Annotated in this window: 24 protein-coding genes; 16 read left to right on the top strand and 8 right to left on the bottom strand. The window is 54.3% G+C overall.

The window, feature by feature from the left end:
* Positions 1-25: 25 nt before the first annotated feature.
* On the bottom strand, positions 26-1,213 hold the full coding sequence (locus ACOTZC_RS11870) for a NupC/NupG family nucleoside CNT transporter (RefSeq protein WP_008501591.1): 1,188 nt from the start codon (positions 1,211-1,213) through the stop codon (positions 26-28).
* 348 nt (positions 1,214-1,561) lie between these two features.
* On the opposite strand from ACOTZC_RS11870, the gene ACOTZC_RS11875 reads away from it, so the two are divergent.
* Positions 1,562-2,800: an Nramp family divalent metal transporter gene (locus ACOTZC_RS11875; protein ID WP_023308718.1), complete on the top strand. Its 1,239-nt coding sequence runs from the start codon at positions 1,562-1,564 to the stop codon at positions 2,798-2,800.
* A 32-nt stretch (positions 2,801-2,832) separates the two neighbouring features.
* On the opposite strand, the gene ACOTZC_RS11880 is transcribed toward ACOTZC_RS11875, so the two are convergent.
* Together ACOTZC_RS11880 and mgrA are read right to left on the bottom strand one after the other, a co-directional pair.
* Positions 2,833-3,186 (bottom strand): DUF2502 domain-containing protein, encoded by a 354-nt coding sequence (locus ACOTZC_RS11880; protein WP_023308717.1) that lies wholly within the window; start codon positions 3,184-3,186, stop codon positions 2,833-2,835.
* A gap of 127 nt (positions 3,187-3,313) precedes the next feature.
* Positions 3,314-4,312, bottom strand: coding sequence for an L-glyceraldehyde 3-phosphate reductase (gene mgrA, locus ACOTZC_RS11885; RefSeq protein WP_045402614.1), 999 nt, complete (start codon positions 4,310-4,312; stop codon positions 3,314-3,316).
* 184 nt (positions 4,313-4,496) lie between these two features.
* Between mgrA and ipdC the strand changes: the two genes are divergently transcribed.
* Entirely contained in the window at positions 4,497-6,155 is a 1,659-nt protein-coding gene (gene ipdC, locus ACOTZC_RS11890) for an indolepyruvate decarboxylase (RefSeq protein ID WP_421635779.1), read from the top strand.
* Here ipdC and ACOTZC_RS11895 read toward each other — a convergent pair whose 3' ends face one another.
* Positions 6,156-7,391, bottom strand: a complete 1,236-nt coding sequence (locus tag ACOTZC_RS11895; protein ID WP_248161728.1) for an ion channel protein — start codon at positions 7,389-7,391, stop codon at positions 6,156-6,158.
* A gap of 205 nt (positions 7,392-7,596) precedes the next feature.
* On the opposite strand from ACOTZC_RS11895, the gene glk reads away from it, so the two are divergent.
* Entirely contained in the window at positions 7,597-8,562 is a 966-nt protein-coding gene (gene glk / locus ACOTZC_RS11900) for a glucokinase (RefSeq protein ID WP_421635780.1), read from the top strand.
* A gap of 35 nt (positions 8,563-8,597) precedes the next feature.
* Here glk and ACOTZC_RS11905 read toward each other — a convergent pair whose 3' ends face one another.
* Positions 8,598-9,323: a LytR/AlgR family response regulator transcription factor gene (locus ACOTZC_RS11905; protein ID WP_421635781.1), complete on the bottom strand. Its 726-nt coding sequence runs from the start codon at positions 9,321-9,323 to the stop codon at positions 8,598-8,600.
* Between the two features lie 3 nt (positions 9,324-9,326).
* Positions 9,327-11,033: a LytS/YhcK type 5TM receptor domain-containing protein gene (locus ACOTZC_RS11910; protein WP_252040161.1), complete on the bottom strand. Its 1,707-nt coding sequence runs from the start codon at positions 11,031-11,033 to the stop codon at positions 9,327-9,329.
* A 113-nt stretch (positions 11,034-11,146) separates the two neighbouring features.
* Here ACOTZC_RS11910 and ACOTZC_RS11915 point away from each other — a divergent pair, with 113 nt between their 5' ends.
* A complete protein-coding gene (locus tag ACOTZC_RS11915) occupies positions 11,147-11,401 on the top strand; it encodes a hypothetical protein (protein ID WP_047173927.1) in 255 nt (84 codons plus the stop codon).
* An 18-nt stretch (positions 11,402-11,419) separates the two neighbouring features.
* Positions 11,420-12,658 (top strand): alanine transaminase, encoded by a 1,239-nt coding sequence (alaC, locus tag ACOTZC_RS11920; RefSeq protein WP_047173928.1) that lies wholly within the window; start codon positions 11,420-11,422, stop codon positions 12,656-12,658.
* A 51-nt stretch (positions 12,659-12,709) separates the two neighbouring features.
* On the opposite strand, the gene ypdK is transcribed toward alaC, so the two are convergent.
* Both ypdK and lpxP read right to left on the bottom strand, forming a co-directional pair.
* Positions 12,710-12,781 (bottom strand): membrane protein YpdK, encoded by a 72-nt coding sequence (ypdK, locus tag ACOTZC_RS11925; RefSeq protein ID WP_099458937.1) that lies wholly within the window; start codon positions 12,779-12,781, stop codon positions 12,710-12,712.
* A 358-nt stretch (positions 12,782-13,139) separates the two neighbouring features.
* Positions 13,140-14,060 carry a kdo(2)-lipid IV(A) palmitoleoyltransferase gene (gene lpxP / locus ACOTZC_RS11930; RefSeq protein ID WP_029741363.1) on the bottom strand — a complete coding sequence of 307 codons (921 nt, stop codon included), beginning with the start codon at positions 14,058-14,060 and terminating at the stop codon, positions 13,140-13,142.
* A 12-nt stretch (positions 14,061-14,072) separates the two neighbouring features.
* On the opposite strand from lpxP, the gene ACOTZC_RS11935 reads away from it, so the two are divergent.
* From ACOTZC_RS11935 to ACOTZC_RS11985, 11 genes are all read left to right on the top strand, one after another.
* Positions 14,073-14,210, top strand: a complete 138-nt coding sequence (locus ACOTZC_RS11935) for a hypothetical protein (RefSeq protein ID WP_162184392.1) — start codon at positions 14,073-14,075, stop codon at positions 14,208-14,210.
* A gap of 633 nt (positions 14,211-14,843) precedes the next feature.
* The gene (gene tssB, locus ACOTZC_RS11940; protein WP_421635782.1) at positions 14,844-15,341 is read left to right on the top strand and encodes a type VI secretion system contractile sheath small subunit; all 498 of its coding nucleotides are present in this window, start codon (positions 14,844-14,846) and stop codon (positions 15,339-15,341) included.
* A gap of 32 nt (positions 15,342-15,373) precedes the next feature.
* Positions 15,374-16,918, top strand: coding sequence for a type VI secretion system contractile sheath large subunit (tssC, locus tag ACOTZC_RS11945; protein WP_252040162.1), 1,545 nt, complete (start codon positions 15,374-15,376; stop codon positions 16,916-16,918).
* Positions 16,919-16,936: 18 nt separating this feature from the next.
* Positions 16,937-18,274, top strand: a complete 1,338-nt coding sequence (tssK, locus tag ACOTZC_RS11950) for a type VI secretion system baseplate subunit TssK (RefSeq protein WP_047174212.1) — start codon at positions 16,937-16,939, stop codon at positions 18,272-18,274.
* Positions 18,271-18,924, top strand: coding sequence for a type VI secretion system protein TssL, short form (gene tssL, locus ACOTZC_RS11955; RefSeq protein ID WP_047174213.1), 654 nt, complete (start codon positions 18,271-18,273; stop codon positions 18,922-18,924). The genes tssK and tssL overlap by 4 nt, the downstream gene beginning before the upstream one ends.
* 3 nt (positions 18,925-18,927) lie before the next feature.
* On the top strand, positions 18,928-20,652 hold the full coding sequence (locus ACOTZC_RS11960) for an OmpA family protein (protein ID WP_421635783.1): 1,725 nt from the start codon (positions 18,928-18,930) through the stop codon (positions 20,650-20,652).
* A 5-nt stretch (positions 20,653-20,657) separates the two neighbouring features.
* Positions 20,658-21,149 (top strand): type VI secretion system effector Hcp, encoded by a 492-nt coding sequence (gene hcp, locus ACOTZC_RS11965; protein ID WP_001007319.1) that lies wholly within the window; start codon positions 20,658-20,660, stop codon positions 21,147-21,149.
* Between the two features lie 169 nt (positions 21,150-21,318).
* Positions 21,319-23,967 (top strand): type VI secretion system ATPase TssH, encoded by a 2,649-nt coding sequence (gene tssH / locus ACOTZC_RS11970; protein WP_421635784.1) that lies wholly within the window; start codon positions 21,319-21,321, stop codon positions 23,965-23,967.
* A 14-nt stretch (positions 23,968-23,981) separates the two neighbouring features.
* A complete protein-coding gene (locus ACOTZC_RS11975; protein WP_047174216.1) occupies positions 23,982-24,554 on the top strand; it encodes a hypothetical protein in 573 nt (190 codons plus the stop codon).
* Between the two features lie 44 nt (positions 24,555-24,598).
* Positions 24,599-25,015 (top strand): putative T6SS immunity periplasmic lipoprotein, encoded by a 417-nt coding sequence (locus tag ACOTZC_RS11980; RefSeq protein WP_421635806.1) that lies wholly within the window; start codon positions 24,599-24,601, stop codon positions 25,013-25,015.
* 17 nt (positions 25,016-25,032) lie between these two features.
* Positions 25,033-25,242 carry a hypothetical protein gene (locus ACOTZC_RS11985; RefSeq protein WP_421635785.1) on the top strand — a complete coding sequence of 70 codons (210 nt, stop codon included), beginning with the start codon at positions 25,033-25,035 and terminating at the stop codon, positions 25,240-25,242.
* Positions 25,243-25,244: the final 2 nt, after the last annotated feature.

Below are 25,244 nucleotides of genomic sequence, written 5' to 3' on the forward strand. Positions count from 1 at the left end.
CCCGGTTTTTGTTTAACGCTAAAGGTTAGAGCACCAGTGCCGCGATAGAAGCAGACAGGACGCTCACCAGCGTAGATCCGTAAACCAGCTTCAGGCCAAAGCGAGAAACCACGTTGCCCTGTTCTTCGTTCAGACCTTTAATCGCGCCCGCGATAATCCCGATGGACGAGAAGTTCGCGAAGGAGACCAGGAACACGGACAGAATGCCTTCCGCGCGCGGAGAAAGCGTGCTGGCAATTTTCTGCAGATCCATCATCGCAACGAATTCGTTAGAAACCAGTTTGGTTGCCATGATACTGCCCACCTGCAGCGCTTCGTGAGCTGGCACACCCATCACCCATGCAACCGGGTAGAAGATGTAGCCCAGAATACCCTGGAAGGAGATACCCAGCACCGCTGCGAACAGGGCGTTCAGCGCAGAAATCAGCGCAATGAAGCCGATCAGCATGGCGGCAACGATAATCGCCACTTTGAAGCCCGCCAGAATGTACTCACCCAGCATTTCGAAGAAGCTCTGGCCTTCGTGCAGGTTAGACATCTGGATGTTCTCTTCGCTGGCATCAACGCGGTACGGGTTGATCAGCGACAGAACGATAAAGGTGCTGAACATGTTCAGAACCAGCGCCGCAACAACATACTTTGGCTCCAGCATGGTCATATACGCGCCCACGATAGACATGGAAACGGTAGACATTGCGGTTGCCGCCATGGTGTACATGCGGTTGCGGGACATTTTGCCGAGAATATCTTTATACGCGATGAAGTTCTCAGACTGACCGAGGATCAGGGAACTGACGGCGTTGAAGGATTCCAGCTTGCCCATGCCGTTCACTTTGGACAACAGGAAACCAATTCCACGAATAACGAACGGCAGAACGCGGATGTGCTGCAGAATACCGATCAGCGCGGAGATGAAGACGATAGGGCAGAGAACCTTCAGGAAGAAGAACGCCAGGCCTTCGTCGTTCATTTTACCGAAGACAAAGTTGGTCCCTTCATTAGCGAATCCGAGCAGTTTTTCAAACATTTCGGAGAAGCCTTTCACGAAGCCGAGGCCTACGTTGGAGTTCAGGAAGAACCACGCAAGTAAAACTTCAATGACCAGCAGCTGGACAACATAACGGATACGAATTTTTTTGCGGTCTGTGCTGACCAGCAATGCAAGTGCAGTAACGACAACAAGTGCCAGGACAAAATGAAGGACGCGGTCCATATTTGCTCCAAATATGAGGCAGGTTTAATTTTCGTGCACATTCTATGTAACAAGCGAAAAGAAAACGAGATCGAGGACACACTATAGTTACATCCTGTGACGAGTCTCAAAAATAGTGATCCACAATACATTTTTGTTATGTTAGGTAAATGAGTGAAAAGTTAAGTTTGTGTGCTAGTCTTCACAAAAGCGCGCGCGATTTCAGTTTCTGTTAGATCGCCCCACTTACCCGCCCGTCTATCGTTCAAAGCTATCAGAGAAATCACTGCAAACAGCATAAATGATCTTGATAATCATTCTCATTTTGATAGGATTAAACATAGCAAAGGCTATATTTCAGAGGCAGAAATGACAAACAGTCGCGTAGAGGGTAGCAGTGGCAGAGCCGCGCGCAAGTTGCGGTTCGCATTAATGGGACCTGCGTTCATCGCTGCCATTGGCTATATCGATCCAGGTAACTTTGCGACCAATATTCAGGCCGGGGCCAGCTTCGGCTATAAGCTGCTGTGGGTGGTCGTCTGGGCAAACCTGATGGCGATGCTGATTCAGATGCTCTCCGCAAAGCTGGGGATTGCCACAGGTAAAAACCTGGCAGAGCAAATTCGCGACCATTATCCGCGTCCGGCCGTCTGGCTCTATTGGGTTCAGGCGGAAATCATAGCCATGGCCACTGACCTCGCTGAATTTATTGGCGCAGCGATCGGGTTTAAACTGATTCTGGGCGTGTCGCTGTTGCAGGGGGCGGTACTGACCGGGATTGCCACTTTCCTGATCCTGATGCTGCAGCGTCGAGGTCAAAAGCCGCTGGAGAAGGTTATCGGCGGTCTGCTGCTGTTTGTCGCGGCGGCCTATATCGTGGAGCTGATTTTCTCACAGCCGAATCTGGTGCAGCTCGGTAAAGGTATGGCAATCCCAAGCCTGCCAACCTCGGAAGCGGTGTTCCTGGCTGCCGGGGTATTGGGGGCGACTATCATGCCGCATGTGATTTACCTGCACTCCTCGCTGACTCAGCATCTCCACGGTGGGACGCGCAAAGAGCGTTACTCCGCCACCAAATGGGACGTGGCGATTGCCATGACCATCGCGGGGTTTGTCAATCTGGCGATGATGGCTACCGCTGCCGCCGCTTTCCACTTTAACGGCCACACCGGTATTGCCGATCTCGACCAGGCTTATCTCACGCTGGAGCCCTTACTGAGCCATGCTGCCGCCACGATATTTGGTCTCAGCCTGGTGGCTGCCGGTCTCTCTTCTACGGTGGTGGGCACGCTGGCAGGCCAGGTGGTGATGCAGGGGTTTGTCCGCTTCCATATTCCGCTGTGGGTTCGTCGCTCCGTCACCATGCTACCGTCATTTATCGTGATCCTGATGGGGCTCGATCCTACGCGAATTCTGGTCATGAGCCAGGTGCTGCTGAGTTTTGGTATCGCGCTGGCGCTGGTGCCGCTGCTGATCTTTACCAGCAACAAAAACCTGATGGGCGAACTGGTCAACTCGACCCTGGTGAAACGGACCGGGTGGGCCATCGTGGTGGTGGTAGTGGCGCTGAACCTGTGGCTGCTGGTTGGCACCGCGTTGGGTCTCTAAAAGAAAAAGGAGCCGGGAGGCTCCTTTTTGCATTAATGGTGACCGTGGCCATGACCGTGGCCGCGTCCTTTCCCGCCGCGATCCCAGCCGCCGCGACGGTCGTCACGATCGTTCCAGCCTTCGCGGTAGCCGCGCTCATACGCGTTGTCTTTATACCAGCCGCGGTGTCTGCCGTTATCATGTTTCCACCAGCGGTCTCCGCGCCACTCATAGTGACGGTTCCAGTAGTCACGGTCGCGCCAGTAGCCACCGTCCCAGTATCTGCCGTAGTCGTCACGATCGCCAATTTGTAATTTTACTGATGGCAACAGGGTGATTTCGCCCGCATTGGCGATCAGCGGGGCTGAAGCCAGTAATACCGCTGCAAGAATCAGTGACCTGAACATACTCTTTCTCCTTCACGATCGGGGCCCTTGTGGGGCCTGTTAACGCAATATTACGAGTTGGTAAAGCCTCGTTTCATCGCCTCAACTCCGAATTGCTGAATGAGAGCACTTTTTGCTAAAAGTGATTTTATTTTGAGCTGTTCAGGATTGTATCAATACGGACCAGTTCTTCAGCAGAGAAATGGCGGTTTTCCAGCATCCCCACGGCGTCATCAACCTGAGCCGTTTTACTTGCTCCAATCAGCACTGACGTCACGTTCTCATGGCGTAATACCCAGGCCAGAGCCATCTGGGACAACTTCTGACCGCGCTCTTCCGCCATGGCGTTCAGCTTTCTTACCTTCTCCAGCTTCTCTTCGGTGATCTGGTCAGGGTTCAGGAACTGACTGCCGCTTGCCGCGCGTGAGTCTGCCGGAATGCCGTTCAGATAGCGGTTTGTCAATTGTCCACCGGCCAGCGGCGAGAAGGGAATGCAGCCGACCCCTTTTTCCTGCAACACGTTCAGCAGTTCCTCTTCCGGCGCACGTTCAAAAAGAGAGTATTTCGGCTGGTGGATCAGGCAGGGCGTACCGAGATCGTCAAGGATATCAATCGCCTTGCGGGCCAGTTCTGCAGGGTAGTTGGATAACCCGACATACAGGGCTTTTCCCTGGCGCACCGCATGTTCAAGCGCTTTCATGGTTTCCAGCAGCGGCGTTTGTGGGTCAGGACGGTGATGATAGAAGATATCCACATACTCCAGCCCCATGCGCTTCAGGCTCTGATCCAGGCTTGCCAGCAGATATTTGCGTGACCCCCAGTCGCCGTAAGGGCCATCCCACATGGTATAACCTGCTTTCGTAGAGACGATCAGCTCGTCTCGCCAGGGCAGGAAATCCTCCTGCAAAATACGGCCGAAATTACGTTCGGCCGATCCCGGCGGCGGGCCATAGTTGTTGGCAAGGTCGAAATGCGTAATGCCCAGATCGAACGCGCGCTGTAAAAGTTGACGGCTGTTTTCGATAAGCGTGGTGTCGCCAAAGTTATGCCACAGCCCAAGCGAGATGGCGGGCAACCTGAGTCCGCTTTGCCCGCAGCGGCGATATTCCATTGTCCGATAACGATTTTTGTCCGGCTGATAACCCATTCTCATGACCTCTGGCGCTGAAGAAAAAATCAGTGTATGCGTTTACATTAACGCGAAAAAAAGCAGCATAGCGCAGCCTTTTTTGTAAAGCATTCTTTCCATGCTCTTCTTATCGCCAATTCTGGACAGTCATCACGCTTATTTAATACTCAAGGTGAGGTCAACATTAGAAGGATACCTGTTCATGCGTACCCCATACTGCGTCGCCGATTACCTGCTGGACCGTCTTACAGATTGTGGAGCCGATCATCTGTTTGGCGTGCCGGGCGACTATAACCTGCAGTTTCTCGACCATGTGATAGACAGCCCGGATATCTGTTGGGTGGGCTGTGCCAACGAGTTAAACGCCTCTTATGCCACGGACGGATACGCCCGATGTAAGGGTTTTGCCGCGTTGCTGACGACATTTGGTGTAGGAGAGTTAAGCGCCATGAACGGCATTGCGGGCAGCTACGCCGAGCACGTTCCGGTGCTGCATATTGTGGGCGCGCCGGGTACGGCGTCACAGCAAAGAGGAGAGTTGCTGCACCATACGCTGGGCGACGGTGAGTTTCGTCATTTTTACCATATGAGCGAACCGATCACCGTTGCACAGGCGATTCTGACCGAACAAAACGCCTGTTACGAGATTGACCGGGTATTGACTACCATGCTCCGGGAGCGTCGTCCCGGCTATCTGATGCTGCCTGCGGATGTGGCAAAAAAAGCCGCCACGCCTCCTGTAAACGCTCTCACTCTCAGGCACGCGCATGCCGATAGCGCCTGCCTGAAAGCGTTTCGGGATGCCGCTGAGAACAGGCTGGCCATGAGCAAGCGTACGGCGCTGCTGGCCGATTTCCTTGTCCTGCGCCATGGCCTGAAGCATGCCCTACAGAAATGGGTCAAGGACGTGCCGATGGCACACGCCACTATGCTGATGGGTAAAGGGATATTTGACGAGCGTCACGCCGGGTTTTACGGCACGTATAGCGGTTCGGCAAGCGCCGGGGCGGTAAAAGAGGCGATTGAAGGGGCAGACACGGTGCTGTGCATCGGGACGCGATTTACCGATACCCTGACCGCCGGCTTCACGCATCAGCTAACCCCGTCACAAACAATTGAAGTTCAGCCTCATGCATCACGCGTTGGTGACGTCTGGTTTACCGGCATCCCCATGCTTCAGGCAATCGAAACGCTGGTGGAGCTGTGTAAACAGCACGTGCACGATGCGCCGGCACCGTCGTCTCAAAGCGCTATGGCCTATCCGCAGCCGGATGGCTCGCTGACGCAGGACAATTTCTGGAAAACGTTGCAGACGTTTATCCGCCCGGGAGACATCATCCTTGCGGATCAGGGCACCTCGGCCTTCGGCGCGATCGACCTTCGTCTTCCGGCTGATGTGAATTTTATCGTCCAGCCGCTGTGGGGATCGATCGGCTACACCCTGGCCGCAGCGTTTGGCGCGCAAACCGCCTGCCCAAACCGGCGCGTGATTGTGCTGACGGGGGATGGCGCGGCGCAGCTCACCATACAGGAGCTTGGCTCGATGCTGCGGGATAAACAACACCCCATCATTCTGGTCCTTAACAACGAAGGGTACACGGTGGAAAGAGCGATCCACGGGCCGGAACAGCGATATAACGATATTGCGCTATGGAACTGGACGCAAATCCCGCAGGCCCTGAGCCTTGATCCTCAGGCCCAGTGCTGGCGGGTCAGTGAAGCGGAGCAGCTGGCGGACGTCCTTGAAAAAGTGGCGCACCACGAGCGGCTCTCGTTGATTGAGGTGATGCTGCCGAAAGCGGATATCCCGCCGCTGTTGGGGGCGATCACCAAAGCGCTGGAAGCGCGCAATAGCGCCTGATTATTTGTCGTTTCGCCAGGCCATCATCATCGGTTTGCCCGCCAGCAGGAGCCAGGCGGGCAACATCACGATACAAAGCAGGGGGAAAAGCGTTGAATCCGGTACCACCACCGCAGCCATAAACAGGCTGAGCCAGGCGTCGCGCGTGACCACCAGAACCAGTCCCAGAATAGAGCAGGAGACGGTAATCGCCGCCGGGACCGCATCGACATGCTCGTGCAGCATCAGCCCCAGCGCGACGCCGACAAAGACCACCGGGAAAATGCGTCCACCGCGGAAACCGCAGGCTGCAGCCACCACCAGCGCGGCCAGCTTAATCACGGCAAATAGCAGATAGTCGGAGACGCTAAACACCTGGCTGAAGGCCAGCTGCTGCATCTCGTCCAGACCTTTAAACAGCGTCACCGGCCCGCCGATTACCCCTAAAATACCGAGAATTAAACCGCCGGCCCCCAGAATCAACACCGGGTGTTTGAGCTTATGCATCAGCCTGTGCAGGCGAGGAAGACACCATACCGCCACCATTCCCAGCGCAATGGCGATGGCGACGACGATGGCGCCGCTGAAAATATCCGCTATCTGCATTTGGCCGTAGTGGGGGAGGGAGAGTGAGAAGTGGGGATGGAAAAACAGGCTGGTCGTGAGCGCCCCGGCGGCTGCGGCCATCAGCGGGGCAAACAGCTTATCCCACAGCGGGACGTCGTTGTTGCTGCTGAGCGTCTGCGAAAAGATCAGTGCCGCCGCCACGGGCGTGCCGAAAAGCGCCCCGATGGTGCCTGCGGAGGCGAGGATGGTCCAGTCCAGCGCGCCGACGCGGGGCAAAATGCGTGAACCGAGGAAAACCGCCAGGCCAATATTTACCGCCATAATTGGATGCTCAGGCCCCAGGCTGACGCCGCCGGCCAGACCGATAATCAACGCAATGAGCAGCCCGGGCAGTGCCGAAGGGGGTACCGGGGCGCCAATCAGCGGTTCCTGCGCCGGATCGGGGCCGGCATGGCCAGGACTGAAACGGATCACCAGGCCTACCGCAAAACCGGTCAACGTCAGCATCACAACGATCCAGGCTGGAGAATCAGCGCTGACCCCCAGTTTTGTCGGAAGCGCCGTCCATAACATGGCTTGCAGCACCGACGCGACTTTCATCACGACAATGAGCACCAGACTTGAGGCCACGCCAATAATTAGCGCCGGAATTGCCAGCAACAGCATGGTTCTGGCTCGCGGGTGGAGCATGATGATTTCCTTGTACAAAACGGCATTACGTTACTTTGCACATTAAGCTTTATGGCAATAGTGCAAAAGGTGCTGAAACGGTAAAGTTATTCTGTGACGAAGATCGATAATCCATGGGCATTCACCTTATGGCCGTTGTTGTTATCACGCCTTGAATTTACAGTGTCCCAAAGATTTATTCTGACTTTAGCGGAGCAGTAGAAGAATGACAAAGTATGCTTTGGTAGGTGATGTGGGCGGCACCAACGCGCGCCTCGCATTGTGCGATGTTAGTAGCGGTGAGATTTCCCGGGCGAAAACCTATTCCGGGCTGGATTATCCAAGCCTTGAAGCCGTTGTCCGCGTCTACCTGGACGAGCATCAGGTGAGCGTTGAAGACGGCTGCATCGCGATAGCCTGCCCGATAACCGGCGACTGGGTCGCAATGACCAACCATACCTGGGCATTCTCCATCGTCGAGATGAAAAAAAACCTCGGTTTTTCACATCTTGAAATCATTAATGACTTCACCGCGGTGTCTATGGCGATCCCGATGCTGAAGCCAGAGCATCTGATCCAGTTTGGCGGCGCTGAACCGGTCGAGGGTAAGCCGATTGCGGTTTACGGAGCCGGTACCGGCCTCGGCGTGTCGCATCTTGTGCATGTTGCTCAGCGCTGGGTAAGCCTGCCGGGTGAAGGCGGCCACGTTGACTTTGCGCCTAACAGCGAAGAAGAGGGCATTATCCTCGAAGAGTTACGTGCTGAGATCGGCCACGTCTCCGCCGAGCGCGTTCTTTCAGGTCCGGGGCTGGTGAATCTGTACCGCGCGATTGTGAAATCAGACGGACGTCTGCCGGAAAACCTGCAGCCGAAAGACGTCACCGAACGCGCGCTGGCGGACAGCTGCATTGACTGTCGTCGTGCCCTGTCGCTGTTTTGCGTGATCATGGGACGTTTCGGCGGCAACCTGGCACTGACTCTGGGCACCTTCGGTGGGGTCTATATCGCGGGCGGGATCGTACCGCGCTTCCTCGACTTCTTTAAAGCCTCGGGCTTCCGCGGCGGGTTTGAAGATAAAGGGCGCTTCAGAAGCTACGTGCAGGACATTCCGGTTTATCTGATCGTGCATGATAACCCAGGCCTGCTGGGCTCGGGTGCTCACCTGCGTCAGGTTCTCGGTCAAATCCTTTGACGCAAAGCCCTCTCCCGCAGGAGAGGGCTTTTTCTTTACAGATGCATGAGCTGGCGGAACTCTTTCACCTTGCTGCGGCTTACCGGCACCTGAAAATCCAGATCTTTCAGACGTAAAATGTAGGTGTTGTTAAACCACGGTTCGATCTCGCGGATCTTATTTAAATTTACGCAAAACGACCGGTGGCAGCGGAAAAAGTGGGCAGCCGGGAGCTTGCTGCAGAATTCGGTAATGTTCATCGCCATCACGTACGATTCCCGCCGGGTATAGACAAACGTCATCTTTTCGTGCGCTTCGGCGTAGTAGATATCGTTGACCGGGGTCACGATGATGCGCTCGTCTTTGACCAGATTTATGGTGTCGTTTTCGCGTACCGTCGGGCTGGCGGGGGCGGTTTGCTGCTGCCAGGCGGCCTCCAGCTTTTGCAGCATGCTGACAATCCGCGACTCCTGATAAGGCTTAAGAATATAGTCAAAAGCCTCCAGCTCGAAGGCCTCTACGGCGTGCTCTTTCCAGGCGGTAACGAAAACGATAAATGGCTTATGGGCAAACTGATTGATGTTTTGCGCCAGCAATACGCCATCCAGCGACGGGATATTGATATCCAGGAAAATGGCGTCTACCCGGTTATGCTGCAAAAATTTCAGCACGTCCAGACCATCATCAAACGTACCCACAATCTCCATCTGGCTGTGGGTTTTGAAAAGCCAGGTGAGCTCCTGCTGAGCCAGGAATTCATCTTCTACGATGATAACTTTCATGGGTTACTCCACCTGGGGCAATAGTGATGTCGTCGTATGCGCGCGCGAGCGCTCATTCGGGACGTAAAAAGCAATTTCGGTGCCCGGCTCAAGACGCTGAATATGCAGTCCATCGCCGTAAAGCAGCTTAACCCGGTGATGTACGTTCAGCAGGCCGATTTTATTCCCCGGCATCTCGTTAGACTCCACGCGCTCGATGACTTTTGGATCAATCCCGTGGCCGGTATCGCGCACGGCAATCCGCACCCGGTTGCCGCTTTCGGTAACGCTGATGGCGACGACGCCTTTGCCTTTACAGGGCTGAATACCGTGAACAATTGCGTTTTCGACCAGCGGCTGGATAAGCAGGCTTGGGATCACGCAGTTGACCTCTTCATCAATATCGTAAATGACCGTGAGCTTGTCGCCAAAGCGGGCCTGCTCGATCGCGATGTAGTCCTTGATCTGATAAAGCTCTTTTTTGATGTCGATCTGCTCGTCATCTTTCAGTTCGATGTTGTAGCGCAGATAGCGCGACAGGTTAAAAATCAGCTGGCGCGCGGTGTCCGGATTTAGGCGAATGGACGAGGAGATAGCGTTCAGCGCGTTAAACAGGAAATGGGGATTGATTTTACTCTGCAGCGCGCGCAGTTCTGCCTTATTTGCCATCTCGCGCAGCTGTTCCGCCCGCGAAACCTCAAGCTGGGTGGAGATAATCTGCGACAGGCCGATGGCCATCTCCTGCAGCGTTGAGGTGATCTGATGCGCGTGGCAGTAATAAATTTTCAGCGTGCCCGTCACGACGCCTTTCTCCCACAGCGGGATGACCAGCATCGAGTGAATTTCCGGCGTTCGGTGGGCTTCATCATTGTTTTTAATAATGATTTTACCGTAGTTAATCGCCTGTCTGGTGGTCGGGCTTATGGTGTCATCGTTGTCGCGATAGTTGTGCTCACCGACGCCAACGTAGGCCAGCACGTGATCAATATTGGTGATGGCGACGGCGTCAGCGTGGATGTCGTGGCGGATAATTTCGCAGACCTGACGCAACGATTCCGCGTTAACGTGGCGGAAGAGCGGCAGCGTTTTGTTGGCGATATCCAGCGCCAGCTTGGCCTGACGGGCGGCACTGGCCTCTTTTTCCCCTTCAACGCTTTGCACCAGCAGCACGATAAAACCGATGCACACGCTGCCCAGGATCATCGGAATACCGATTTTCGAAACGATATCCAGCCCCAGCGCGGTGGTGGGAGCCCAGACGACGACCAGGATCATGGTCAGCGTTTCGCACACCATGCCTGCGACGATCCCGGCGCGCCAGCGCTGTTTTTTCGGTATTTTGCGGCTGATCCAGCCGGAAAGCACCCCGGCGATAATGCTGGTGATAAAGCACGGCACCGCCGTTACGCCACCGATATCAATCAGGTAGCGGTGCGTCCCGGCAATCAGGCCGGTGATGACGCCGACCCACGGACCAAACAAAATTCCGCCGGACATGACGGCGATAATGCGCACGTTTACCAGCGAACCCTCTACCGGCACGCCTGACCAGGTGCTGAACAGGGCGAACAGCGAAAAGATGGCGGTAACGGCCAGCAGCTCTTTTGGCGAGTGGGCCGATTTGTGCAACAGCTCGCGAAACAGGCGAATGCGAATCAGGAAGAACAGGCAAATCAGCATTAATGCCGCACGATCAAAAACCGCCAGCAGCATAGTGAATATTTCGTGCACGAGTAGACCTGGGAAAACGGTAAAGAACCATGATAAAAAACCTGGCGCGTATTGACCAGCTATCCGTCAGGTTTATCAAATGAGGAAAAACCATAATTTACAAAGGGGATTATATGGCGATGACCGAGGCGTTCTGTTTTTTTCTGAACGGCGCATCATCAGGTAACTGGTTTGATATCATCCTGTTAAATAACAGCTATCAGACAGCCGATACCGAAACAGGGGCTTCCGCTTTTAGGCGCAGCCGGGTTCCGGTTTTTAGTCGAGCGCTTTTTTTTCATTTCCCTCTCGACAGCATGATTTTTTTCAGGTTATTTTCTAAACATGCCACATCGGTGGCAGCGTCGCTCGGACGGTCCGGGCGCTAACGTTAATCTGAGGAATCTATGGCTGAATTCAGTCCTGAACGCCGTTTTACGCGTATCGATCGTCTCCCCCCTTATGTTTTCAATATCACTGCTGAACTGAAAATGGCTGCGCGTCGGCGCGGCGAAGATATTATCGATTTCAGCATGGGTAACCCTGACGGCCCAACGCCACCGCATATCGTTGAAAAGCTCTGCACGGTAGCCCAGCGCCCGGATACGCACGGCTACTCAACCTCTCGCGGCATTCCCAGGTTACGTCGCGCGATCTCGCGCTGGTATCAGGATCGCTATCAGGTTGATATCGATCCTGAAAGTGAAGCGATTGTCACCATCGGCTCGAAAGAGGGGCTGGCGCACCTGATGCTGGCCACGCTGGATCATGGCGATACGGTTCTGGTGCCGAATCCAAGCTACCCGATCCATATCTACGGCGCGGTGATTGCCGGTGCGCAGGTCCGTTCTGTGCCGCTGGTGGAAGGTGTCGATTTCTTTAACGAACTGGAACGTGCGATTCGTGAAAGCTATCCGAAACCTAAGATGATGATCCTCGGTTTCCCGTCGAATCCAACGGCCCAATGCGTTGAACTCGATTTCTTCGAGAAAGTGGTCGCCCTGGCCAAGCGTTATGACGTGCTGGTGGTTCACGATTTAGCCTATGCGGACATCGTCTATGACGGCTGGAAAGCCCCGTCGATTATGCAGGTCCCGGGCGCGCGTGATGTGGCGGTAGAGTTCTTCACCCTGTCAAAAAGCTACAACATGGCGGGCTGGCGTATTGGCTTTATGGTGGGTAACAAAACGCTGGTGAGTGCCCTGGCGCGCATTAAGAGTTATCACGACTACGGTACCTTCACGCCGCTGCAGGTCGCGGCTATCGCTGCCCTGGAAGGCGACCAGCAGTGCGTTCACGAGATTGCCGCCCAGTATAAGCGCCGCCGAGACGTGCTGGTAAAAGGGTTGCATGAAGCGGGCTGGATGGTGGAAATGCCGAAAGCGTCCATGTACGTCTGGGCGAAAATTCCGGAGCCCTATGCGGCGATGGGATCGCTGGAGTTTGCTAAAAAGCTGCTGCAGGATGCGAAGGTGTGTGTGTCACCGGGCATTGGCTTTGGTGATTATGGCGACACCCATGTGCGTTTTGCCCTGATTGAAAACAGCGACCGTATTCGTCAGGCGGTGAGGGGCATTAAGAGCATGTTCCGGGCCGACGGTCTTCTCACCTCAAGGAGCGTCGCTGAACACCCCGCGTCGTCATGACATAAAAAACAGGAGCCGATGGCTCCTGTTTTTTTGACAACATGTTCTTCACTAGATCATCAGGGCAAAGGTTCCGGCCCAGACTAAAACAATCACCGAAATGCCCATAAAGAAATATTTCACGTTTCATCGCTCCGCGTATCTTGTGGTACGCATTTAAAAACAGAGTCCACCTGATTATAGAGAACTGAAATCCGGTCAAAACGGAAATGAGAATTTTCCCGTTACGCCGTCAACTCCAGCTCAGAATTCTGTGCTTTCCTGTTGCCAGACGGCGCTAATGTACGCTTAAAAATGAGGGGTGACAAGAGGGATTTTTTTAAATAATTTCCGTTACTTACGAGTGTCGTGGAACGGCGACAGTTTGATTTCGCTTCGCAATAAATTCACTTTGGGCGATGCATTGAAAAGACGCTTACTCAGCGGAAGGACAGGTGATTGAAAAGGTTAGTTTCTTAGCGAAACTAACCTTCATGAAGGGCTAAATATAGAGCGAGGTTTCGCCAAGAGGGCGGGTTTTGAAACGACGGTGCATCCACAGATACTGCTCTGGCGCGCGCATGATTTCAGTTTCGATGACTTTATTGATAAACGCTGCGGCTTCGCACTCGTTTTCCGGATAGTTAGCCATTTCAGGAGAGATGTGCAGACGATAGCCTGACTTATCTGCTTTTCTCACCATCGTCACGGTCAGCATGGAGGCACCAGACAGACGCGAAATGACAAAGGTGCCGTTAGTCGTCGCAACGTCTTTCACCGCAAAGAAAGGCGCAAAGCTGCTGCCTTTACGTCCATAATCCTGATCGGGCGCAAACCAGACGGCCTCACCTTTCTTCAGGGCACCGACCATGCCGCGCAGGTTATTACGGCTGATCATCGCCTTATTGGAACGCATGCGGCCTCGCGTCTGCACCCACTCCATCAACGCACTGTTGTGCGGTCTGTAGGTCGCCATCATTGGCTGACAAAGCCCCATCACCCGGCCGCCCAGCTCCAGCGACATAAAGTGAACGCCGACGACCATCACGCCGCGTTTTTGCATCTGCGCGCGTTTAAGGTTATCCAGTCCTTCCACGTCAAACCATTTGCGGACACGCTCATCCGGCCAGAACCAGGCCATTCCGGTTTCAAGCAGCGCCATGCCGATAGACTTGAAGTTTTCCGCGATGAGTTTCTCGCGCTCTTCGGCATTGTACTGCGGAAAACAAAGCTCAATATTTTTACGCGCGATCGATTCGCGACGTTTCAGAAAAACGCGGGAAGCGCTGCCCAGTTTTGACCCCAGCAAGCGCAGGACAGGGTATGGAAGTTGAACCAGCAGCCAGAGCACGCCAAGACCAAACCATGTAAACCAGTAACGTGGGTGTAAAAACGCACGTTGAAATTTGGATTGAGACAAAATAGTAGAACCTATGTGAAGCCTGTAAAGGTAGCGCAGAGTTTGCGATACGACGTGCCGATAAGACCGTTCTTCAAGGTGATGGTTGCAGGCTTTACCGAACTTTACGGCGTTGCCTGGCCACTGCTGATTTGGGTGGGCGGCGTAATGTAGCACCGTTATACGATATGTGCTATTACTCGTTTTTGATTAAAAAAGCGGCGATTCTGGAGGTGTTTGATTTTCCACTGTATAAGCTCAAGAAGTGAGAGCGATTTTCATGCCTGAGGGGAGAACTGAAGCCTTTGCGTAAGCAGGAGTGAGCCGAAAAAAGAGCAGCAGTGTTTATTTTCGGACCTTAATATACGTTTTATTTTCCCTTCGAATAATAGATAAGAATTTTCTTTGTGAAAATTCTTATCTATTATTCATGCCATAAATCAATTCGTCGCTTGTATTTATTCATTAACCTCTGTCTTTTATCTGCTCGCAATAACCTGTCGCTGTTCATTCATCTTTTTTTGATATCATGCCGTGATGTAAATCAAAACAAAATGGTTTTATTAGCATCTCTCTGCTTGTGATCCTTTTTACGATACAAATATTCGCTTTGCATGAAGAAGGCAGTGTCTTTTACTAAGACTAAAGGATAATTCGCAATAATTTCTTAGTGGAAAATTCTTAAGAAATTTCTTATTGAGGGTAAATGATCTGTATATTTGATTTTACGTCGATCATTATTCTAATATTGCGCATCAAGAACGATACCGTGAAGTTGGCGTAGCAAAAACACAGAGGGATGATGAAATGGCTGACAGTTTTCAAAATGAGGTGCCTAAGGCACGTATAAACCTGAAGCTTGACCTGCATACGGGCGCGGCAAGTAAGAAAATGGAATTACCGTTGAAATTACTGGTTGTGGGTGATTTCAGTAATGGTCAGGAGTCTGCTCAAATATCTGAGCGTGAGAAGGTTAACATCACGAAAAATAATTTCGACAGCGTTCTTTCTGAATATTCCCCAAAACTTAATCTAACCGTTAAAAATACGCTGTCCGAGGATGGTGGTGAGGACTCTATTCAGCTGACTTTTCAGAGCATGAAAGATTTCACGCCAGAGCAGGTGGCTGCTCAGATACCGCAGCTGAAAGCAATGCTGGCGATGCGCAACTTGCTGCGCGACCTGAAGGCTAACTTGTTGGATAACCAGACCTTCCGAAAGGAGCTGGAAAAAATCGTTCTGGACCCGTCGCTTAGCGCTGAGTTGCGAAATGAACTATCCGCGCTGGCATCAAGAAAATCGTAACCATCACGCTGTTTTAACGGATTTATCAAGGAATGCTCATGTCTGTACAAAATAATACTGCCGGGAGTGAAAGCGTGGTGCTGGAACGTCCTGCTGCGGGTGGGGTTTACGCCTCCCTGTTTGAGAAAATCAATCTGAGTCCTGTCTCCGAGTTGAGCGCGTTAGACCTCTGGCAAGATGCGCAGGCGATGTCAGATGCGACCGCTGATGAGCGTCTGACTGCAGGTATGCAGGTCTTTCTGGAATGTCTGACCAAAGCAGGCACGAAGGTCGAAAAACTGGATAAAAGCCTGATCGATCATCACATCGCGGAGCTCGATTACCAGATCAGCCGCCAGCTGGACGCGGTTATGCACCACGATGAGTTTCAGGCGGTCGAAAGCCTGTGGCGTGGGGTGAAATCGCTGGTTGATAAAACAGATTTTCGCCAGAACGTGAAAATTGAGCTTCTGAGTATGTCCAAAGAAGATCTGCGCCAGGACTTTGAAGACAGCCCGGAAATCATCCAGAGTGGTCTGTATAAACACACCTACATTGATGAATATGATACTCCAGGCGGCGAGCCGATTGCGGCACTGATTTCCGCTTACGAGTTTGATGCTTCAGCGCAGGATGTCGCTCTGCTTCGCAACATCTCCAAAGTATCCGCTGCTGCACATATGCCGTTTATCGGCTCTGCAGGCCCGAAATTCTTCCTTAAGGAGTCAATGGAAGACGTCGCGGCGATTAAAGATATTGGTAACTATTTTGACCGCGCAGAGTACATCAAGTGGAAATCGTTCCGCGATACTGACGACGCCCGCTACATCGGCCTGGTCATGCCGCGCGTATTGGGACGTTTACCGTATGGCCCGGACACCGTTCCGGTTCGCAGCTTCAACTATGTCGAAGAAGTCAAAGGTCCGGATCACGACAAATACCTGTGGACTAATGCATCATTTGCCTTCGCGTCAAACATGGTACGCAGCTTTATCAATAATGGCTGGTGTGTACAAATCCGCGGCCCGCAGGCTGGTGGTGCGGTTCAGGACCTGCCTATTCATCTGTACGATCTCGGTACCGGCAATCAGGTAAAAATCCCGAGCGAAGTGATGATTCCCGAAACCCGCGAATTCGAATTCGCGAATCTGGGCTTCATTCCTTTGTCCTACTACAAAAACCGCGACTACGCGTGTTTCTTCTCAGCCAACTCCACTCAGAAACCGGCGCTGTATGACACCGCTGATGCGACGGCGAACAGCCGCATCAACGCCCGTCTTCCGTACATCTTCCTGCTGTCGCGTATCGCCCACTACCTGAAGCTGATTCAGCGCGAGAACATCGGTACCACGAAGGACCGCCGACTGCTTGAACTGGAGCTGAACACGTGGGTCCGCAGTCTGGTTACCGAAATGACCGATCCGGGCGACGAGTTGCAGGCTTCTCACCCGCTGCGCGACGCGAAAGTGGTAGTGGAAGACATCGAAGACAATCCGGGCTTCTTCCGCGTGAAGCTTTACGCCGTGCCGCACTTCCAGGTGGAAGGCATGGACGTCAATCTGTCGCTGGTTTCCCAAATGCCGAAAGCCAAATCGTAAGGCGAGAGGAAATCAGGGATGAAAATTTACCGCCCGCTTTGGGAGGATGGGGCCGCTCTGGCCCCGCAACAGTTCCAGCAGCAGGTTCGCTGGAATGAGCACGTTGCCGACATGGTCGCCCGGATGGGTATTTCACATCCCTGGGGCGTGGTTGTGGCTGAATTTGATGACGCTGCGCTGGCGCTCTCTCGCCTGAATGCCATCCGTCTGGTGGTACGCTTTCAGGATGGAACTCTTGTGGATACCGACCTGGCAGATACGCTTCCTCCGGTCTGTGACTTGTCTGTTGCAGCCGGCAGTGAATCTGTTGATGTGGTTGTCGCACTACCGCTGCTGAGTGCCAGTGGTGGCAACCTCGATAACGGCCAGGACAGTGAGCGTCCGCGTCGCTGGAAAGCGGAGCGTGTGGTAGTGCAGGAACTGGCCGGGTATGAAAGCGGGGAGTTGGCCATTCTGCGTCATGCGTTTACCCTGCGTTTGTCCAGCCAGGAAAATACGGCATACCTGACCTGTCCGGTGGCCCGTCTGGTGCGTAATGCTCAAGGGCAATGGAGCCGGGACCCTGCATTCATTCCGACGATGCTTTCCCTTTCTGCAAGCCCGCTTCTGACCACCGAACTGGGTGACCTGCTGATCCGTTTACAGGCCCGCCGCCGTCGCCTCATGGCCATGCGCCGTGAAAGCAATGAGAGGATGGCCGACTTTGCAGTCGCGGATGTCTCCCTGTTCTGGCTACTCAATGCTCTGAACAGCGCCGAGCCGGTGCTGACGGAACTGCTGCAGACACCGGATCGGCACCCGGAGTTGCTGTACCGCGAACTGACACGTCTGGCTGGCAGCCTGTTGACCTTCTCGCTTGAGCACGACGCCGGGGACATTCCTGCTTATCAGCATGATGCACCGGAACGGGTATTCCCACCGCTGCTGACACTGCTCGATAAACTGCTGGAAGCGAGTCTGCCGTCGCGGGTGGTGAGTATCTACCTGGAGCATCAGGACCAGATCTGGAAAGGCGCCCTGCACGATGCTCGCCTGCGTGAAGGGGCTGATTTTTACCTTTCCGTACGTGCCTCCATGCCGAACCATGAACTTCAGACGAAATTCCCGCAGTTGTGTAAGGCGGGCAGCTTTGATGATGTTTCGGATGTGGTGAATGTGGCTCTCAGCGGGATGGTTATCAAACCTCTGACCCATGTTCCGGCGGCTATCCCGTTACGCCTTGAGAACCAGTACTTCTCTCTGGATCTGAGTACCGATGCGGCCCGGGCGATGCTGGAAGCGGGAAGCTGCACCTTCTACGCCCCGCGCTCATTGGGAGATGTGAAACTTGAACTCTTTGCGGTGCTGCGCACATGAATAAATCCGATCTCACCCAGTTAGAACGTATCTTCTACCCGGGCTGGCTGATGGCCAGCCAGCTACGGGGCGGTCAGGAAGTCCGTGATGGGGAAGGGCTATACCGGAGGGCCTGCCGTCTGGTGCAGGAGGTGAAAGCTGCACTCACGGAGGCAGGTTACAGCGACATCAGCCGTGACCATATGGTGTATACCCTGTGTGCACTGCTCGATGAGAGCGTGATGAATCGGGGAACCACCGATGATGGCTACCTGACCTGGCGCCGTGACCCGCTGCAGGCACACTTCTTTGGCACCCTTAATGCCGGTGAGGAACTGTGGGAAAGGATCCGAAGCCTGCTGAAAGAAACTGCCCCTGACGCCGCCGTCCTGACCTGTATGTACCGGACCCTGCAGCTGGGATTCGTGGGCCAGTATCGCGCTCAGGATGATGAGCGTCGGGAAGATATTGTTCGCGCTCTCGCAGAACGGGTGCCCGCTTTTTCGCTGGCCCAGGATGCCCCCATTGTTGCCCGAGTATCACGTCTGCGCAGCGGTTGTCGCTGGTACTGGCTGACCTGGGCTGTGGCTGTTGTCGCCCTGGCAGCGCTCTGGTTCTTCCTTTCGTCTTCGCTTACCGAACTGGTAAGCCAGATCGTCAGGCCGGGGTAAGAGATGCGGGATGCGTACCGAAGTCTGTTAACTGCCCTGGGTGCCGTACTGGCGCTGTGGCTCATTCTGGGATTCTGGGCACTGTCGACGGGAAGCCGTGTAGTACTCAGTCTGCTGGTTGTTGTGGTGTCCGGGCTGATGCTCTGGCGTCAACGCCAAGCTTCTCAGGCGCGGGCAACCGCTGTTCGTGAAATTGTGGATGAAAACCTGCCGCCGGAAGATTTTCAGGGGGCGGTGATCCTCGCCTGTGGCGACAACGCTCCGCTGTTTGCGTCCGGCTTCCATCACCGGGAAACCCGGCAGGGCTGGTATCTGCGGGTGAAAGATGCGGAACAGCTTCCCCTCTTTGCGCAGCACATGAGTTTGATGCGTCCAGCCCTGGTGTCGCAAATCTCCGTAATGCTGGCGGTGGTGCCTGAACAGCACACCTCCCGTGATGATTTTACCGAGTCTCTGCGGGGCTGGCAGCGGGCTGTCGTCCAGTGCCGCGCGGCATTTGGCACTTTGCCACCGCTGTGGACCGTGACCTGGGTATCGCCCCCTGTGGCCTGCGCAGAGGAAGAGCCTGTCTGGTTTACCACGGTAAGTCAGCGGGGCGGTATTCATGTGTATCAGCCCGGTCAGGGCAGTATGTCACTGACGGAATGGACCCGAGATACTGGGGCAGAAGGGCGTCTTTCTCGTCTGAGTCAGGGCCTGTGGCTGGACAGTCTGCTTGCCTGGCAGAACAGCGCGTTGAATGACCTGTTGTCGGTACGGCGGGGAGAGTTGCCTGTGATGAAGCCCTGCGTACAGGGTATGTGCATAGTTCCGGTGAGCGGTATCGAGGGCAATCTCTGGCAGCAGCACATCACTACCGTGACGGCGCTGCCACCAGATACCGTTGTGACCAACGAACCACTACTGTTGCCTGAACTGCTGCTGCCAGCGCTGCCGCGCCGACGGGGCGTTAGCCGCAGAATGGTGTTCTGGCGTTACGCCGGGTTTCTGGGCGGGATTTTCCTGGCACTTGCCATGCTGGCATCCTGGATGAACAACCAGCGTCTCATCCGTAATGTGGGCGATCACCTTGCGTTGTATCACCAGCTGCCGGGAAAGCCTGTGGCACCGAAACTGCGTGCGCAACAGCGACTGAGAGCAGATGGCGCATTGCTGGACGACTGGCAGCGCCGCGGGGAGCCACTGCGCTATCGCCTTGGGTTGTATCAGGGGCTGCGCCTGATTCCGCTCGTTGAAGCCGCCGTCAGTGACTGGGCGCCTCCACCACCGCCTCCGCCGGTCATTAAGAAAATCATTCAGGGTCCTAAAACCCTTCGCCTCGACAGTATGTCACTGTTCGATTCCGGCAAGTTCGTGCTGAAAGCGGGTTCCACCAAAATGCTGGTGAATTCACTGGTTGGCATCAAAGCTAAGCCCGGCTGGCTGATTGTCGTGTCCGGCCATACCGATAACACCGGTACTCCGCAACTGAACCAGACGCTGTCCCTGAAACGTGCCGAAGCGGTGCGCAACTGGATGCGTGACACCGGCGACGTGCCGGAAAGCTGTTTTGCGGTGCAGGGCTATGGCGAAAGCCGCCCTGTCGCAACCAACGACACCCCGGAAGGGCGTGCGCTTAACCGCCGTGTCGAAATCAGTCTGGTACCGCAGGCCAGTGCCTGTCAGATACCGGGCCACACCCAGACGTCATCGCAGGATGATGACGTATCACAATCAAATGGAGAGTAACTCTCATGGCAATTCCTGTTTATCTTTGGCTGAAAGACGACGGCGGCGCGGACATCAAGGGTTCTGTTGACGTTCAGGATCGTGAAGGCAGCATTGAGGTTGTTGCGCAGGAGCATAACCTGTACATCCCGACCGACAACAACACCGGCAAGCTGACCGGTACACGTATCCACACCCCGTTCCTGTTCACCAAGGAAATCGACTCGTCCAGCCCGTACCTGTACAAGGCGGTGACCACCGGTCAGACCCTCAAGTCTGCGGAATTCAAGTGGTACAAAATCAACGACGCGGGCCAGGAAGTGGAGTACTTCAACACCAAACTGGAAAACGTGAAAGTGGTGAAAGTGAATCCGGTGATGCACGACATCAAGGATCCTTCTTTCGAGAAGCACAACCACCTTGAGCAGATCGAACTGCGTTACGAAAAAATCACCTGGACCTACAAAGACGGCAACATCATTCATTCCGATTCCTGGAACGAACGCGCCACCGCGTAAGTCACGAGCGGGCAGAGTTTCTCTGTCCGCTTTTTTTGTTTTGCTGAACGTCTGCCTGTACGGGCGTTGACCAAAAAACATCACATTTCGGAAATCAGACCTTATGGGCCTCGGTAAAGGCCAGGGGCGGTAGCGTGCCTGAACGGTCCTCAACAGTGAGCAAGCAAACATGGAAAACCCGGCAATCCTTCTTCGACGTCTGAACCCTTACTGCGCCCGCGCGATGGAAGGGGCGGCCTCTCTGTGTCAGACACGCGCCCATGCGGAAATTCTGCCGGAGCACTGGCTGCTGAAACTGCTGGAGCAGGGGGAAGGTGACCTGACGGTGCTGGCGCGCCGCTACGAATGGGACATGGATGCTATCTGGCAGGATTTGCTGGGCTGGCTGGATAAACAGCCGCGCTCGGTACGCCACCGCCCACAGCTGTCTGACGCCATTCAGATCCTGATGCAGGAAGCCTGGCTGATTGCCTCGCTAAACGGTGAAGAACACATCCGGAGCCAGCACCTGTTGATGGCCCTGGTGGAAAAACAGAACCTGGTGCGCTGCAATGGTCTGTGGCCGCTGCTGACGCTTGGTCAGAACCAGCTGGAGTGCCTGCGTCCGCTGCTGGACGCACAGTCCGACGAACGCCCGGACGTGCAGCAGGAAGCAGATCTGGCCCAGAGCCACGGTGGTGAGGTGGAGTTTGTCGGGCGCCCGGCTGGTATGGAAATGGAAGAGGGGGAGCTGAGCCCTGCGCTGCAGAACGCGCTGGATAAATTTACCCTCGATGTCACCGCCAAAGCCAGAGAGGGCAAAATCGACCCGGTGTTTGGTCGCGACACGGAAATTCGCCAGATGGTGGACATTCTCTCCCGTCGTCGCAAGAACAACCCGATCCTGGTCGGTGAGCCGGGTGTCGGTAAAACGGCCCTGGTCGAAGGCCTGGCACTGCGTATTGCCGAAGGCAACGTCCCCGAATCTCTCAAACCGGTCATCCTGCGCACCCTCGACCTTGGTCTGCTGCAGGCGGGCGCCGGTGTGAAAGGCGAATTTGAACAGCGTCTGAAAAACGTCATCGACGCGGTACAGCAGTCACCGATCCCGATTTTGCTGTTTATCGACGAAGCGCACACCATCATCGGCGCGGGCAACCAGGCGGGGGGCGCGGATGCGGCCAACCTGCTGAAACCGGCACTGGCCCGCGGCGAACTGCGCACTATCGCTGCAACCACCTGGAGCGAGTACAAACAGTACTTCGAGCGCGATGCCGCTCTGGAGCGCCGCTTTCAGATGGTGAAGGTGGATGAGCCGGACGACGACACCGCCTGCCTGATGCTGCGCGGCCTGAAATCCCGATACGCCGAACACCACAACGTGCATATCACCGACGATGCGGTCCGTGCCGCTGTCACGCTTTCTCGCCGTTATTTAACAGGACGCCAGCTGCCGGACAAAGCGGTTGATTTGCTCGACACCGCCGCTGCCCGCGTGCGCATGAGCCTCGATACCGTGCCTGAACAAATTGTGCGTCTGAAAGCACAGCTGACCGCACTGGAACTTGAAGAGCAGGCGCTGCTGGAAGACATTGCTGCGGGTTGCACCGGACACGGCGATCGTCTGAGCGTCATTGAACAGCAGCGCAATACACTGGAAGCTACCCTGCAGCAGCAGGAAAGCCGTTTCAGCGCTGAAAAAGAGATTGCACAGCAACTGATGGCCAGCCGCCAGGATATCAGCCAGCAGGCTGAGATTTCCGACCTGCAGCAGCAGCTCGAACAGGCACAGCAGGGCGACGTGCTGGTTCAGGTGGATGTCGACACCCGCACGGTTGCCAACGTGATTGCCGACTGGACCGGCGTACCGCTCTCTTCCCTGATGAAAGACGAACAGACCGAACTGCTGACGCTGGAAAATGAAATCGGCAAACGCGTGGTCGGGCAGGATGTGGCACTCGTTGCCATCGCTCAGCGCCTGCGTGCCGCGAAGACCGGACTGACATCAGAGAACGGCCCACAGGGCGTGTTCCTGCTGGTTGGCCCGAGTGGCGTCGGTAAGACCGAAACTGCACTGGCGCTGGCGGACGTGCTGTACGGCGGTGAGAAATCCCTCATCACCATCAACCTGTCCGAATACCAGGAGCCGCACACGGTGTCGCAGCTGAAAGGCTCGCCTCCGGGTTACGTGGGTTACGGTCAGGGTGGCATTCTCACCGAAGCGGTACGCAAGCGTCCGTACAGCGTGGTGCTGCTGGATGAGGTGGAAAAAGCCCACCGCGACGTCATGAATCTGTTTTATCAGGTCTTTGACCGCGGCTTTATGCGCGACGGCGAAGGGCGTGAAATCGACTTCCGCAACGCCGTCATCCTGATGACCTCCAACCTCGGCAGCGATCACCTGATGCGGTTGCTGGACGAACAGCCGGAGGCCAGCGAAGCCGACCTGCACGAGCTGCTACGCCCGATACTGCGCGACCACTTCCAGCCCGCGCTGCTGGCCCGTTTCCAGACTGTGATTTACCGTCCATTAGCCGAAGCGGCGATGCGCACCATCGTGGAAATGAAGCTTGAACAAATGAGCAAACGCCTGAGCCGCCACTACGGCCTGACCACGCAGATAGATGAGAGCCTGTATGACGCTCTCACTTCTGCCTGCCTGCTGCCGGATACTGGTGCGCGTAACGTTGACAGCCTTCTCAATCAGCAGATTCTGCCGGTGCTGAGTCAGCAGCTGCTGACCCACATGGCTGCGAAACAGAAACCACACTCCCTGACGCTCGGCTGGAGCGATGAGGAAGGGATTGGGCTTGAATTTTCAGACGCGGCTGAACGCTAATCCGGAGGCAGGGAATGACCATTCATGATGCCGGGAAGAAGAAAAAGAAGGACGACAAGAAGCAGGACGATGATTCCGTCAGAAAACTGACTGCCGGGGAAATCGCCTTAGCCAGAACGGTATTCGGCAACCGGATCGATTACGAGAAGGTGAAAATTCATCATGGCAGTTATCTGCCGTTTAATGCACAGGATGCCAATACGGCAATGACGCCAAATGGTGAAATATATTTCATTAATCAGTACCGGGATGATTTTTCACAGTCGACGTATTCGCTTCAACATATGTTTATTCACGAAATGAGTCATGTCTGGCAGCGTGAAAAAGGAATGAATGTTATTGGAAGAGGGCTTGTGAGCTGGCTTGTCAGCTATCGCTATACGCTTGATGGCCGCCTGGTGAGTGACTATCCGATGGAGCAGCAGGCACAGATTATTGCCGATAATTTTGTTTTACAGACATTTGGCTATGAAATCTGGTGGCACCTTGAAAATAAAAAATATCCCGATATTACGCTTGATGGTGACACGTCTGAGGCAGTAATACGCGAAGGGTATAAAAATTCTCTGAGAGGTTTTCCATGGTAAGCGTGAGCCATTTTCGAAAAATTATCTTTATCGTTTCATTAGGCATGTCTTCGGTAGTCCTGACAGGGTGCCCGGGGCCTGGCGACAGAATGAGCCTGGATGAAACTGCGCAGGTGAGCAGGCAGGGTAATGACGTCTGCATGAGTATTAATGATGCGCGAGATTATCAGCCTGCAGACATGGGGATCAATCTTCGGGGAACGCTGCCTAAAGAGAAAAAATTCAACTCCTCGCCAGGACTTAAGATTGTTGATGGTGCATTATGCATTCCTCCGTCTTACCACTGTTTCATGGATGGTAATAAATATATTGTTGAATTCGTGCTTTATTCAGAAAGTAACAAAGATGAACCCCGGAATTTTGTTGTCGGAATAGGTGTTAATAAAACCCAGGTATATAACTTTCCTTTGACCGATCGCGAAATATCAAGGCCTTATGGTTCAATTGAAATTTCTGAATAGTATCCCGGAATAACGTCATGAAGGTTTTTATCTTTTTAACTTTAATGATTGTGGGAATTCTGTTTCTTCCGGATACGTATTTTTACACATTTATTAAGCGCTTTATTTCCATCAGCGGTGACGGTGAATACGGCATGAACAATTTTGAAATGACCGTATTGCTGGTTAAAACCCTTGCCTGCGCCCTTGGGGCAGGAGCTGCAATCACTCTTTTTCGTACTCGCTGAGT

The organism is Enterobacter cloacae complex sp. SHL009 (assembly GCF_049237205.1).
GTDB lineage: Bacteria > Pseudomonadota > Gammaproteobacteria > Enterobacterales > Enterobacteriaceae > Enterobacter > Enterobacter cloacae_M.